Genomic DNA, 13,205 nt, shown 5'->3' with positions numbered 1-13,205 from the left:
TATTTAGATTAAAAGGACCTCACATGTTTGCTGAACATGAGGTCCTATTTCTATTAGATTGTGTTTACAAGTCATTAGGAAAATTGGCGAAGTTTGATTAAAAAAGCGTTTAATTTCGTTCAGATGTTCGGGCATATTAATTTGCCACCAGGCAAAACATTGTATAAATAGGGCATACAAATTTGAGTTCGCCGTTTGCTGGAGTGATTTGCTAGGGAAAACAGCTGCGGTCAATAGCACTGGTTCTTATTTGGTTATCTCTTGTACCATGTAGTACCAATTCCCTTCCTTCAACAGCACATGGCTCATGACACTAATTTTGTGTGAATGCCTACGAAATGACATTTGCTCGTATAGCTGTCTGGCACGTGGATTTTTACCTGAAACATGCAAACTAAGCAATTTCAAGCGTGGCTCTGCTTGAGCATGCTGCCGCGCCCAATCCAATAGCATGCTGCCAATGCCTTTGCTGCGATGGCCTGGATGGACAGCTACATCAGCAATATAACATTCTCCAACTTGTGGCTTATGCTCTAATGACCATAACCCGAGGAACAGCTTAACAGCGTTCCATTTGCTGAAACGACTAAAGTTTTTCCACGAAGCACTTGCTTTCTTTTCTTGCTTAATAATGGAACCTACGTTCCATTTGATTGACAAAGTGCCGATCACTTCCCCCTCATAGACTGCAATCACTCTGCGAGTGGTCATTGCAGCTGGAAAAAGCTCAAGCAGACTTGCGAAAAATTGTGCCAGATCGTCATCATTCAAATTCGTAAGATGCTGAAATTTCCCTCGAAACCCGTAAACCAACAATCGGCCGACCTGTAAATTGTACTTGGCCTGCATAGGTTCAACCGTTATTCCTGCCGCTGTCATATTCAGCCCCCCCTTCGAAATGAGCACCTGCGTCAAGCAAGACTTGGAGTTCGTAATGAAGCTCATTATTGCTAAACAAAGATAAATAGGACTTCTCAATCAGAATGAGAGGGCCTGCCGGAACATAAGAATGTGCTGCTGCATAGTCATAGAACCGCTCAATGGCTTGATCAAGCTCATCATCTTCTAGAATGGAGCACTGCAGGACAAGGTAGTTTCCTTCAGGCAGACATAAATCCCCGGGCTTTTGCGTTTCCAGGCAGAAGCTGACGGTATTTGAACCATCACATATAAAATGAAGGTCCAATTCAAACAAGTTGGGCAAGCTTTTTGTTTGAGCAGCCAATTGCTTGGCACTAAGCTTTGTACCGATATCCATTTCCATCCAACGTGTGAAATACGTGGTGTCTCGCCGTTTTATATGATAGGGAGTGGACATATTCTTTAAGTTTTTTTGTTCTTGCTGCACTTTTTGAATGAACTGCTGCAGTTCTTGAAGGCGCTGTATCTCGACCTCTATTTTGCGAAGGGAACGATGAAGAAGCTGGTCATATTGATCCGCAGAAAAGGTGGTCATGCATTCTTTTATCGATTGAACAGATACTCCAAGCTTACGCAGCAGTAAAATATGGGCAAGCTGATATACCTGCTCGATGCTATACAATCTGTACTGATTGTCGTCTGTATACGCGGGTAGCAGGACTCCTTTCTCTTCAAAATAACGAATTTGATGGATGGACACGTTCATAAGCTTGGCTAACTCACTAATGGTAATTTCATTTTTCACAACACTCACTCCTGAGCTTCAATCTTGTCGTAATTAAACGATATACCTTAGGTCTGACCTAAGGTCAAGTGTTTACGTAAATTTATTAGTTAAAGTGGGAACATATCATGCTCACGCTTCAGCAGATGACCGCACTTATACAGGCATCCCGAGCAACTACAAAAGAGTTGCTTGGGATGCAAGTTATGGTGCTTATGTTGCAGCAGTACATTCCATCCAAACACCTTGCTTGACTCTAGGTCTGACCTAGGGACTAATATGAACTCATCTATCATTCAACCCTCGCTGAAAGTGGAGTTGGATGTTACGTAAATAGAACGTAATAGAGGAGAGATGGAATCGTGCGTGGACAGAAAATAGCAGCATTGCTGTGCATAATGTGTAGCGTAGCAGTGGTCGCCTGCACCAGTGTGGATACACAAGACAGCATCCCAACACAAGCCCCGCAAGGAAGGGTGGTAGGTGTTAGCACAATAAGCAAACAGCCGCTAACGACAAATTATTCGCTTTCAGGTACATTGGAGCCAGAAAGCCAAATGTCAGCAGCCTTTGAGATTCCCGGGCGAATCGTGGAGACAACTGTTCAGATCGGAGATATCGTTAAAAAGGGAAACATCCTTGCTAAGCTGGACACGTATCAATATCGACTTCAGCTTGAGCAAGCGATCCAAGGTGCTGCACAGGCCAAGGCCGCGCTGGACAGCGCTGAAGCTGCTATCCATGTTTCCACTGCGCAAGTCAAGCGTACTGAAGCGAATTTGCTCGAAATAAAGAAAGGCGCTCGAATACAGCAGCGAGAGAGATTAAAGAACGCCGTAACCTTAGCTCAAGCCGCCTGCGAGAAAGCTCAAATAGATGCGGAACGTTCCCATCGTTTATACGAGCAAGGATTGGTGTCCCAAAGTGATAATGAGAGTGCTCAGCTAGCACTGACAAATGCTCAAAATGCAGTCAAAGACGCAGAATCTGCTCTATCTGAAATGCAAGCGGGCGCAACAAAAGAGCAAATGCGTGCCGCATCCAGCATGTTAGATGAAGCAAACTCGGGTAAAATGGCAAGCATTGCCGCCAAGAAGCAAGCAGTTGCTGCGTATAATGCAGCACTTGGTGCGAAACGACAAGCGGAATTAGCCTTATCCAAAGCGGCGCTTCTTTCGCGCTTTGATGGTGTTGTATTAACAAAGTCATTTCACAATGGAGAACTGGTTGCAGAAGGCCAGTCCGTGTACACATTAGGTAATGTGGACGAATTAAAAGTGCTCCTACCCTTACCGGATCGTGAAGTCAAGCAGTGGAAGCCCGGCACGGCAGTTGATGTCAGCTTGTATGGTTCGACTACAAAGGGAACGGTCAACAAAATTTATCCGATTACAAATGCAGCAACGGGCACGATTAACGGGGAGGTTGTCATTAACAATGAATCGCTCGGTTGGTCTCCCGGACAAGTCGTTAAAGTGGGGCTGCATCGAGCGGGGCGGGATGTCATTCTTGTTCCGGTAGAGGCGGTTATCCGTAATGGCGAGAAACCTTTTGTGTACAAAGTAAAAAAAGGGGTGGCTGCCAAAACGATTGTGCAGTTAGGGGAACACACGGTGAACAATCAGTTTGAAATTAGCGGCGGCCTGCAAGTAGGCGATCAAATTGTAACAAAGGGCGCCGAACTGTTGTTTGATGGCGATCAAGTTCAAGCTGCAAAAGGAGCTGCCCAATGATCGAATATTTAGTAAAAAAACGAAAAATAACGCTGCTATTTTTTATTATGGCCATGATCGTGGGAGCTTTTAGCTTTGTCGGACTCCCCCAGCAGGAAATGCCGGATATTGTTATCAAGTATGCAACAATTACTACGATCTACCCTGGAGCTTCCGCGCAGAAAATAGAACAAACGGTCACAAAAGTTGTGGAGCAGAAAGTAAAGGGAATTCAAGGGATTAAGGAAATCATATCGGTATCATCCGAAGGTTATTCTTCTATTACTATTAAGGCCAAAGATGAGGCAAATACAAAAGAAGTATGGGACAAATTGCGCAAAAACGTGCAGGATGTGCGAGAAGAATTACCCGAAGGAGTCAAGGTTCCGGTTGTAAATGATGACTTGGCAAGCTCCTTCATCGGTTCTTATGCGATCACTACAGAGAGTAAAAAAGATCTGTATAAGCTTAATGATCTGATGATAAGCTGGCGAGACCAACTGCGGGCAATTCCGGGTGTTGCCAAAGTAGATCTGAATGGAATTCCTAAGCAAGAAGTTCATATTAGTGTCGACAGCAATAAATTGCAGCAGTATCAAATCAACTGGGAGCAAGTATTGGTGGCTGTGGAGGGAGAGAAGCAGCGTGTTCCGACCGGGGGCATTACTTTTAATAACAGGAGCTATCAGCTGATTGTCAAGGATGCCGAACATCTTGATATTTTAAACAATCTGCTTGTGACCAGATCTGAGTCTGATGCGCCTGTCTATTTAAAGGACATTGCTACGGTGGAATTTACTCATGCCAAATCGGAGTACTATGCTTACTATAATGGCAAGCCTGTTATGACTATTGGGATCGGTGCTGAAACAGGCAGCGACGTGCCTGCGATGAACAAGCTTGTCCAGGGAAAGCTTGAACAGCTAAAGAAAAGTCTTCCGTCGCAAGCTCAGTTAATAACTTTGTTTGCCCAGAACGATCGTGTTGATGAAATTTTCACTAGTTTAACGAAGGAGACTGTTATCGCCATCGCTGCGGTGATTGTCATATGTATGCTTGGCATGAGTTTGCTCACGGCTTCCTTTGTGGCATTGGCCATTCCGATTTCCATTGCGATCGGTTTAATCTTGCTGCCGTCACTGCATGTAACGCTTAATGAAATGTCTGTAATTGGACTTATTATCGTACTTGGCATACTAGTTGATGATGCTGTCGTCGTTAATGACAATATTGAGCGAAGGTTGACAGATTTGGGGGAAGAACCCCATGTTGCTGCGGTAAAAGGAACCAAAGAGGTAGCGATCTCCATACTAACGGCTACGCTGGCAACGATTTCCGCATTTGCGCCGTTGATTTTTTTGAAAGGAGACATCGGTGCATTTATTAAACCCATTCCGATTGTGATCTCCTTAACGATGCTGGCATCGATGGTGATGTCTTTAACGATTATTCCGATTTTTCGCGAATGGTATGAGAAACGAAGGAAAGACAAGATCGCTTCGATCCGTTCCAAACCAGGATTATTAAATAAGCAAATCGAGGCAATGGGACGTTTGTATTCTGATAAGTTAATGAAGAAAGTCATTAAACGTCCATTCATCGTAGGCTTCTCAGGCTTGCTAATCGGAACAGCAGCTTATTTCTTGGTGGTGTTTGTTCCAATCGAACTGTTCCCAAAATCAGAACGTCCAGAGCTTACCATTAATGTCGAGATGCCGGCAGGAACTTCGCTGCAGGAAACGGATCGTGTTGTTAACCATGTGGCGAATTGGATAGGAAAACAGCAGGAGGTGGATGTATTTTCATTCAGTGCAGGCGGTAATGCTCCCTTACTATTTTATGATCTGGATGCCGATCCTACTGGACAATATTCACCGACAAGCGGAAATGTGATGGTGAGATTAAAAAAAGAAAAAGTGAATCTGCCTGCTACCATTCAAGCATGGGATAGCAAATTCAGACAAGATTATCATGGCGCAACCATAACGGTCAGCGCTCCTTCGCTAGGTATTGCTGTGGGCAAACCTGTTTCCATTCGTATCGCAGGCGAGGATATGGAGCAACTGCAAGCACTGTCACAGCAGGTGAAATCGATGATTGTGAACACCAGCGGAACTTATAATGTGAAAGATGATATGGGCATTGAGCAGTATGGTCTAGAACTAGATATTAACAAACAGGCAATGGATCAATACATGGTGTCCTATGCGAATCTGACACGTACACTACTGCTTGCAAGCGACGGAATTGCGTCAAGTCAATACAACACAGGGAAAAATCTGATCAGTATTCGCTTGTTCATCGAAAAAGGTGTCTCTGATCCGAACGAACTCTTCCATCATTTGAATGTGACCAATGCAGCAGGAAAACAAATTCCGTTATCTCAAGTGGCGGTGCTCAGGCCGGCTTTCTCCGTTCAGCAAATTAAACACTACAACTTAGCGCGTACGATAACAGTGGATGCTGATGTGAAAGGTCGTACGGCTACTGATATTATGACAGAAATTATGGGGAAAATGAACGGAATCTCGTTCCCAGAAGGCTTTAGCTGGGCGATTGGTGGGGAAACATCCGAGCAGGATAAAATCTTTTCCGAATTAGGAGCATTATCTGTTTTCGTAATTTTTCTTATTCTGATGTTAATTACGATTCAATTTTACTCCGTGTCAATTCCATTAATTATTATGACTACTGTTTATTTGGCGGCAGCAGGTGGAATCATCGGTATATTTATTACAGGCATGCCAATAGGCTTTATGAGCATGATGGGGATTATTTCTTTGGCAGGTATTGTCGTACGAAATGGCATCGTATTGATCGAGTTCATAGAAGATGCTCGACATACGGGGGCTGAGCTGGAGGAAGCGATCATTCAGGCAACTGCTGCTCGTTTCCGGCCTATTCTGCTCACTTCGTTGACGGCAATTGTTGGCATGATTCCGATTGCGCTTATCGGTGATATTTTGTTTCGTCCGATGGCAAACACAATCATTTTTGGTCTTATTTTCTCGACAATATTAACCTTGTTTGTGGTTCCATCCTTGTATCTGGTTGTCGCACGTTACAAATTGAAGCGCCAGCAACGACGGCACGAACAGCAATTGAACAAACAAATGAAGCAACACGACAGCACACATTTATCCGTTTAGAGTCAAATGAGCTTGTAGAGCGGAGTAATCCACCTGCGTTTGCCTTATTTTTTGAATGTCATTTTAGTTCCGTTAAGGGAGGAAAACTGCATGAACAAAAAAACAATCTTGGCATCAATAGTGCTTGCATTGTTTGCGAGCTCTGCTGCAACGGCATGGGCTGACAGCAGCACGTCAATAAATAACATCCCGGATCAACCCGTAATGTCGACGGGAGATCAGGCAACTAAGGACAAAAAATTACCGGCCTCGTTTGTGGCTTCACGACCCTTAGTTGAGATTTCACGCTTAACTTTGGCTGATGTGCAGTCGCGAGCTGTATCAGATTCCTTTAACTTAACATTGCTGCATCTCAAGTTCTATGCGCTCGAGTCCAAACGGGCTGATCTTAAAACACAGGCTGACCATATGACCATAAGTTGGCCAATGGATCCTTATCAATTACCAGACACACCAGAGAAAATATTAAGTCATGCAGTTTATCAGATTCCACCAGACGCTACTCCAGAGCAGCTGCTCTGGCTCGGTCCAACTGTAGAGACAAATGCTGTTGTGAATGGGTTGACGAGAAGTGTCAGCGAAATTGTATACGGAATGAACGATATGCTGCAAGCGCAGCGGAACGAACTAGAACTTGCTGTAAAGCAGTTGGAACGTGACAAGTGGAATTCAGAGCTTGACCTGGTAGAGGCTAAGGAAGTGATCAAGTTAAAAATAACGAATCAATACGTACAATTATTATCCTTGCAAGAGCAGCAGAAACTGCATGAAGAGGCGCTGCAGCTATTGAATAGAGAGCGCAAACGTCTATTGGCGCTGCAAGGGCAGGGAATGGCTGCAACAGATAATATGAGGGAACTGCAGTTGAAAATATCCCAGCAGACAACTGAAATAGAGGTTCAGCGCATCAACTATCGTCTCGCTTTGCTGCAGCTCTGCTTTGATCTAGGTATTCGTTACGATCCATCTATCGTATTGGCAGATGTAGAAGCGGGTGATGTTGTGCTGCCAAACCGTAAAAGTACGGAGGAAATATTATCACGATCGTATGAAATGAAGCGAAAGTGGAATGAGCTAAAACAGGCATGGTGGGAACAGGCAAACACAAAGACTTCTAATGCTCATGGAAAAAGCTATTTGGGGGCAATTATGGCACTTACACTCGCGCAGACAAAACAGACTAATGTGCAGGTAATGAAACACATTAATGCTACTTATAGCGAGGCAGACCATACTTATCAGCTGTACAAAACAGCACAAGTAGAGGCAAACGAGGCAGCTGCCAATTATGCCATGGTACAGCGCTGTGTTAAATTGGGGAGCATGCCATCCCATGAGCTTAATCAAGCCGGCTTTCAACGGCAGCAGGCGGACATGAAAGTCAAGCTGCTGCAGCTGCAATATGTCGTGATGAGGAGTAAGGTGGAGGCTATGGAGAAGGGGTTTATTTTTGCAAATAATAGCGAGACGGCGATTACGGAGTAAGAGTAGAGCTTGATTTCAATGAAAGTGGAGCCGTTCATTCAGAACGGCTCTGATAATTGTAGCACCAACTGCTCTGATCCGCAGTGTATTTAGGGTTCTGGTCATTTTGCCATTCCAATTTGTTCTCTCCTCAGTTTTGCTGCGTATATGTTATGTCCTGATGATACCGCACTTCTTTAAACATCGTGATCAATAAGACTAAAGCGGTTGTCTCCTAATTCACTTAACTGTAGGTAAGTGAGGGGAAATGGGGAAAAACTAGATTTGATAGGGCTGAAATCGCATAAAATGCGATTTTTTTGTTATTTCTAGACTGACATAAAATTAGTCAACACCTGCTCTTCACAATACCGCATAGGCTGACTACAACCATACAAAACATGAATGTGTTGACGAAATAGTAAATAGTGTATATATTATATATACACAGTAGTTACTCTATAGACGATGGTGAGGTGGAACATGAACATTATCATATCCAACGCTTCGAGCGATCCCATTTATATGCAAATTATGAATCAGATTAGACAGAGCATACTGTGTGGGGAATTGCGTGCTGGTGATAACCTCCCTTCTATCAGACAGCTGGCCAAAGATTTGCAAGTTAGCGTCATTACAACGAAGCGTGCCTATGAGGAGTTGGAGAAAGAGAAGCTGATCGACTCTGTTGTAGGCAAAGGGTGTTTTGTGTCAGGGGCAAACACAGATTTTATTCGGGAGCAGCGAATGAAACGATTAGAGGAGAAAATGATTGAAATCATACAAGAAAGCAAGGAATTAAGTATGAGCCAACAAGATGTCATGAATTATCTGACTTTATTGTTCGAGGAGGAACAGATATGAATGTAATAGAATTACGTAGCCTTACCAAAAAATATGCTCAATTTACAGTGGACAACGTATCTCTCGATGTAAAACAAGGATACATTACCGGACTCATTGGCCCAAATGGTGTTGGTAAGAGCACCTTGATCAAGATGATGCTCGGTATAATCCGTCCAGACTCCGGGAGTGTAAAGATTCTAGGCTGTGATATGCCTGCTCAAGAAATGGACATTAAGCAGCGCATAGGCATTGTGTCGGATGATTGCTTCTATTATGAGCATCTTACGATTCATGACATGAAGAAGCTGATCGCGCCTTTCTATAAAAAGTGGGACGAACCGAAGTTTAATCGGTATCTTGAACAGTTCGAGTTGTCACCCAAGAAAAAGATTGAACAATTATCCAAGGGGATGAAAGTGAAGTTTGCTCTAGCTGTGGCGTTATCGCATGAGGCAGAACTCCTCATTATGGACGAGCCAACCTCAGGTCTAGATCCTGTGTTCCGCAGGGAAATGCTCGATCTGTTGGCGGATATGATGCAGGATGAGCGAAATTCGATTATTTTCTCGACTCATATCACGACAGACTTGGATCGCATTGCCGACTACATTGCTTTCATCAATCGTGGAAAGCTCGTATTTAATGATACGAAAGATGATGTACTCGATAGATACGTGATCGTAAAAGGCGATTCACAACTGCTAGATGCAGATGTTCGAACACAATTTGTCGGAATCCGTGAGACAAACGTTGGTTTTGAAGGCTTAGTAGATAATCGGCAGGATGCTGAGCGTTTATTTGGCAGTTATGCTGTTTTGGACAAACCATCGTTAGAGGATATCATGTATTTCACCGCTAGAGGGGGCCAAGTTCATGCTTAACCTAGTCCGAAAAGACTTTATCGCTTTAAAAAGCTCATTTTGGATGAGTCTTATGTATCTAGTTGTATTTAGTGTCGCGTTTATTCCAAAGATGTCATCATCTATTCACCTTGTTGGAATCTATACCGCTTTTGCAACAATTATGCTCGGCACATTGATTGATATTAAACACCATAATCACATTTTTCTAGTTACACTTCCGATTAAACGCAAGCAGATTGTCCTAGCCAAATACGTATCAGCCATTATTTATACGGTAGTGGGCGTCCTTGTTTCTTATGGGATTCATTTGCTCGTTAATCTATATTTCCCGGAGCTCAACAAGCCTGATTATTCGATCAAAGACATACTCGGTCCGGTAGGCATAACTCTTGTTCTAACTTCCGTATACTTGCCGCTTTTTTATGCATTTAGCAAAAAGGGAGCCACTATTATTAATGGTGTGTTTATGATACTGCTCATTGCACTGGCACAGCCTACAGCTATTTTTATGAATTTGATTAGGGAGGAAGGTTCTAGCAGTAGTCAAATTTTTTATTTGGTGCTAGCGGGTATTTCGCTGTTGTTTATGGCGTCCTATTTCATAACTGCAAAGCTGTTTACGAGGAAGGATCTTTAGAAATAGCTCCATCTCTTAGTAGCAAATAAAACGACTCATACTTTGAATGAAAGGACTACGATGTAATGCTATTGACAGAAAATCAAAATATGAAATGGATACGTTTATTGCTTGCTGGATGGGCGACATTAGTTGCTGCCCTGTTTCTAGCTTCATCTTCTGGTGATGTTACTGTACAGATGTTCGGCTCATCAAAGCATGCTCAATATTTGGTTAAGAGTATTGTGATGAGCGGGCTGGTAGTTCCGATTATTTTGTATTTGTATCAGCATCTCTATCGGATGACTGGTGTAAAACCCCAAACTCCGATCTATTCCTGGAAAAGGGGATACCACTTTATTACCGGGATTCTACTGGCAATTGCATTGGCTGCATTGAGTTTCATTGTAGCTAGTTCGCAAGGGTGGATTGTCATTGAAAAATGGTACCCTCCCAATCAGTGGTTCACTGCGCTGCTCATTAATCTATTGTTTGCAGTTTTTTATGAAGCTTTGCCAGAGGAGCTAGGGTTGCGAGGTTTGCTGTATGATGTATTACGCCATCGATTTCCCGCCTGGCTGTCTGTATTATTTCAAACTTTACTATTTGTATGCGTCACGACAGCGGTTGCCCTAATTCAAGCATTCGTTGGACTTGTACCTGGAGTATCGATTGACATCTCTTACATCGTAATAATTATATGTTTTGGAGTAGGCTTGCAGTTACTCCGTTTATGGACAGGTAGTATCTGGACGTCGATTGGTTTTCACCTTACATACTTAGAAATTATGAGGTTTGTCATCCTCCCGCATGCATATGGTGTACCGCCAATCATAACCTACCACGAATCAGAAGCTGGAATCGGCATGCTATTCGCTATCGCTATGATGCAGATCGGGGGCATAATTGTGTCACTTGTTATACTAAGTGCACAGCGTATTATCCGGAAAAAGCATATTAGTTAAACTCGCGAACTGGATAAAAGCCACCTGCACAGCATTTGAGCTAAAGTTATGAACCAACTTACATAAGGAAAAAGACTTAAATCTATAGGACATAGGTATGTTTTATTGAACAACAGTAATGGGATAGGTTGATTGCTTTCTTCCTGAGCCCATATACTAATCTTAATCAGGCTATGGACTCCCCATTTTCCACCAGATCCATTATGGAAATGGGGACTACGACTCCCTAATTTTTCACTTCCAACAGTATGACCTAGTTGATCACGGAGTGGACTGAAATGAAACGAACGTTCATAGATCAGTTTAAACGAATTTTAGGAGCAACCCATTCAAAGCTTCCCCTGACAAGCAGCTAACGTTGAACCAAATCATCATTGGAGGGAAAACAAATGAGCGAGGATGTTGTTACAACTGGATGGGATGCCATCGAAGAGCAAATGGTCAACATTTATGGAGCACAGGAGCCGAAGCATTACGGTACGATGATTTCGTATGAGCTGGGGGGACATGATCCGCTGGATGGAATTAGTGTCTATAAGGCAGAGCAGCCGTTTCCGCACTGGCACTTCGTCACCTTTGGATTTTCGGAGCTGTATGAAAAAGAATCCGAAGATACCGATTACAGCGGTTTCGGATTCGAACTTACGTTTCGGCTCACACGCGAGGAACATGAAGAGGAGCCGCCAGCTTGGGCGCTGAACTTACTTCAAAATATGGGGAGATATGTATTTAGCAGCGGAAATGTGCTTGCTGCTGGTGATTATTTGGATGCCAACGGTCCCATCTGTTTGGAATCTGATACGAAATTAACAGCACTTGTCTTTATCGAAGATGCTGAGCTTCCTGCCATACATACACCAAACGGACGAGTCGAGTTTGTACAAATGATTGGTATGACTGAGGACGAGCTGGAAGCGATTAAAACATGGAATACACTGAAAATGTTAGATGCTTGTCAAGTGATGATGCCGGGTTATATCACCAATTTATCAAGGGACTCCATGCTGCAAGTTCCCGTTATTGCTGAGGCTGTGCAGTGTGGCATAGAACGTGACGGTTCCAATACCGGATTTTTATTTGTGGATCAATTATCATGGGAGCCTGGGAAAAATCGTCTGCTTACCAAGACGCCAGCAGTACTCACTTTAGGAGCGAAACAGGCCGGTACCGTTGCCAAACTGATCCGTGGCCGCCTGCTGAAAGGGAAGGAACTAACACTTTCCAGCCAAGACTTGCGGGTCATACTGGCGCCAGGGGAGGAAACACGTTGTGAGAGCGGAGAAAAAGAAGTACGGTTGACATTGGATACTGCGGCAGCCGCCGAGCTTTCACAAATCATGCAACCGCAGGAGAGCGTACTCATGCTTTCCACTTACAAAGGATTGACCATTCAAGTCGTAAAAACGTATATCCGAGATCAAAATGGGCAAGTCGTATCCACTATAGGATAAGAAGGACTTATTTGGAACTCTCCTCAAAGATCTGACGATGCACTTCAATTATCATTTAGATATATATTTTACGTAAATTAGGCTTCCCTGCCCTTCTGCTCTAAACCGTAAATAATAAATCAAGCAATGACCACTTCTTAATAATTCTATTAGGGAGTGGTTTTTGTTTAGAATATGCACAGAAGAACATCGGAAAATCTAACATTGCTAGGTGAATTTGTTAACTATTGCACAAATAATGAGCTATTTCACATCGATCGAGGTCGTGAGTTTAAAAACAAATGAATAGATGAGAAGTAACAGGGTTCAACATTGATCGCTCTTTAAGTATGAAAGGTTTCCCCTCCGATATGCTGTGCTGAGGCAACGTTCAAGATTATGTCTGATATTGTGTAGACAGTCCATGTAAATAAGATGAACGATGAAAAATGTGAGTTCTATTGTAGGGAGAAGTCTAAATATTATGAAGATAGTTGACTGACCATAAGATACGC

General features: G+C 43.2%; 10 protein-coding genes. 8 read left to right on the top strand and 2 right to left on the bottom strand.

Going from position 1 to position 13,205, the window contains the following annotated elements; all coding sequences use genetic code 11:
- Positions 1-246: 246 nt before the first annotated feature.
- A complete protein-coding gene (locus MH117_RS06415) occupies positions 247-879 on the bottom strand; it encodes a GNAT family N-acetyltransferase (RefSeq protein WP_239327858.1) in 633 nt (210 codons plus the stop codon).
- Positions 854-1,666: a MerR family transcriptional regulator gene (locus MH117_RS06410; protein WP_239327857.1), complete on the bottom strand. Its 813-nt coding sequence runs from the start codon at positions 1,664-1,666 to the stop codon at positions 854-856. Before MH117_RS06410 ends, MH117_RS06415 begins: the two co-directional genes overlap by 26 nt.
- A gap of 341 nt (positions 1,667-2,007) precedes the next feature.
- On the opposite strand from MH117_RS06410, the gene MH117_RS06405 reads away from it, so the two are divergent.
- From MH117_RS06405 to MH117_RS06370, 8 genes are all read left to right on the top strand, one after another.
- Complete coding sequence (locus MH117_RS06405; RefSeq protein ID WP_239327856.1) at positions 2,008-3,378, top strand: efflux RND transporter periplasmic adaptor subunit; 1,371 nt, start codon at positions 2,008-2,010, stop codon at positions 3,376-3,378.
- Positions 3,375-6,506, top strand: a complete 3,132-nt coding sequence (locus tag MH117_RS06400; protein ID WP_239327855.1) for an efflux RND transporter permease subunit — start codon at positions 3,375-3,377, stop codon at positions 6,504-6,506. The genes MH117_RS06405 and MH117_RS06400 overlap by 4 nt, the downstream gene beginning before the upstream one ends.
- A gap of 90 nt (positions 6,507-6,596) precedes the next feature.
- Entirely contained in the window at positions 6,597-7,991 is a 1,395-nt protein-coding gene (locus MH117_RS06395; protein ID WP_239327854.1) for a TolC family protein, read from the top strand.
- A 462-nt stretch (positions 7,992-8,453) separates the two neighbouring features.
- The gene (locus MH117_RS06390) at positions 8,454-8,834 is read left to right on the top strand and encodes a GntR family transcriptional regulator (RefSeq protein ID WP_239327853.1); all 381 of its coding nucleotides are present in this window, start codon (positions 8,454-8,456) and stop codon (positions 8,832-8,834) included.
- On the top strand, positions 8,831-9,697 hold the full coding sequence (locus MH117_RS06385; RefSeq protein ID WP_239327852.1) for an ABC transporter ATP-binding protein: 867 nt from the start codon (positions 8,831-8,833) through the stop codon (positions 9,695-9,697). The genes MH117_RS06390 and MH117_RS06385 overlap by 4 nt, the downstream gene beginning before the upstream one ends.
- On the top strand, positions 9,690-10,316 hold the full coding sequence (locus MH117_RS06380; RefSeq protein WP_239327851.1) for an ABC-2 transporter permease: 627 nt from the start codon (positions 9,690-9,692) through the stop codon (positions 10,314-10,316). Before MH117_RS06385 ends, MH117_RS06380 begins: the two co-directional genes overlap by 8 nt.
- 89 nt (positions 10,317-10,405) lie before the next feature.
- Positions 10,406-11,260, top strand: coding sequence for a CPBP family intramembrane glutamic endopeptidase (locus MH117_RS06375; RefSeq protein ID WP_239327850.1), 855 nt, complete (start codon positions 10,406-10,408; stop codon positions 11,258-11,260).
- Positions 11,261-11,649: 389 nt separating this feature from the next.
- The gene (locus tag MH117_RS06370; RefSeq protein ID WP_239327849.1) at positions 11,650-12,711 is read left to right on the top strand and encodes a suppressor of fused domain protein; all 1,062 of its coding nucleotides are present in this window, start codon (positions 11,650-11,652) and stop codon (positions 12,709-12,711) included.
- The last annotated feature ends 494 nt before the right edge of the window (positions 12,712-13,205 follow it).

The organism is Paenibacillus sp. ACRRX (assembly GCF_022346885.1).
GTDB lineage: Bacteria > Bacillota > Bacilli > Paenibacillales > Paenibacillaceae > Paenibacillus_B.
The sequence above is the reverse complement of the archived record's forward strand: the minus strand, read 5'-3'. Positions and strand labels throughout refer to the sequence as shown.

What these genes read in the sequence shown, in the direction of transcription:
- MH117_RS06395 (WP_239327854.1), top strand. Translation starts at nt 6,597, where the DNA reads ATGAACAAAAAAACAATCTTGGCATCAATAGTGCTTGCATTGTTTGCG.
- MH117_RS06375 (WP_239327850.1), top strand. Translation starts at nt 10,406, where the DNA reads ATGAAATGGATACGTTTATTGCTTGCTGGATGGGCGACATTAGTTGCT.
- MH117_RS06370 (WP_239327849.1), top strand. Translation starts at nt 11,650, where the DNA reads ATGAGCGAGGATGTTGTTACAACTGGATGGGATGCCATCGAAGAGCAA.
- MH117_RS06400 (WP_239327855.1), top strand. Translation starts at nt 3,375, where the DNA reads ATGATCGAATATTTAGTAAAAAAACGAAAAATAACGCTGCTATTTTTT.
- MH117_RS06415 (WP_239327858.1), bottom strand. Translation starts at nt 879, where the DNA reads ATGACAGCGGCAGGAATAACGGTTGAACCTATGCAGGCCAAGTACAAT.
- MH117_RS06385 (WP_239327852.1), top strand. Translation starts at nt 8,831, where the DNA reads ATGAATGTAATAGAATTACGTAGCCTTACCAAAAAATATGCTCAATTT.
- MH117_RS06390 (WP_239327853.1), top strand. Translation starts at nt 8,454, where the DNA reads ATGAACATTATCATATCCAACGCTTCGAGCGATCCCATTTATATGCAA.
- MH117_RS06380 (WP_239327851.1), top strand. Translation starts at nt 9,690, where the DNA reads ATGCTTAACCTAGTCCGAAAAGACTTTATCGCTTTAAAAAGCTCATTT.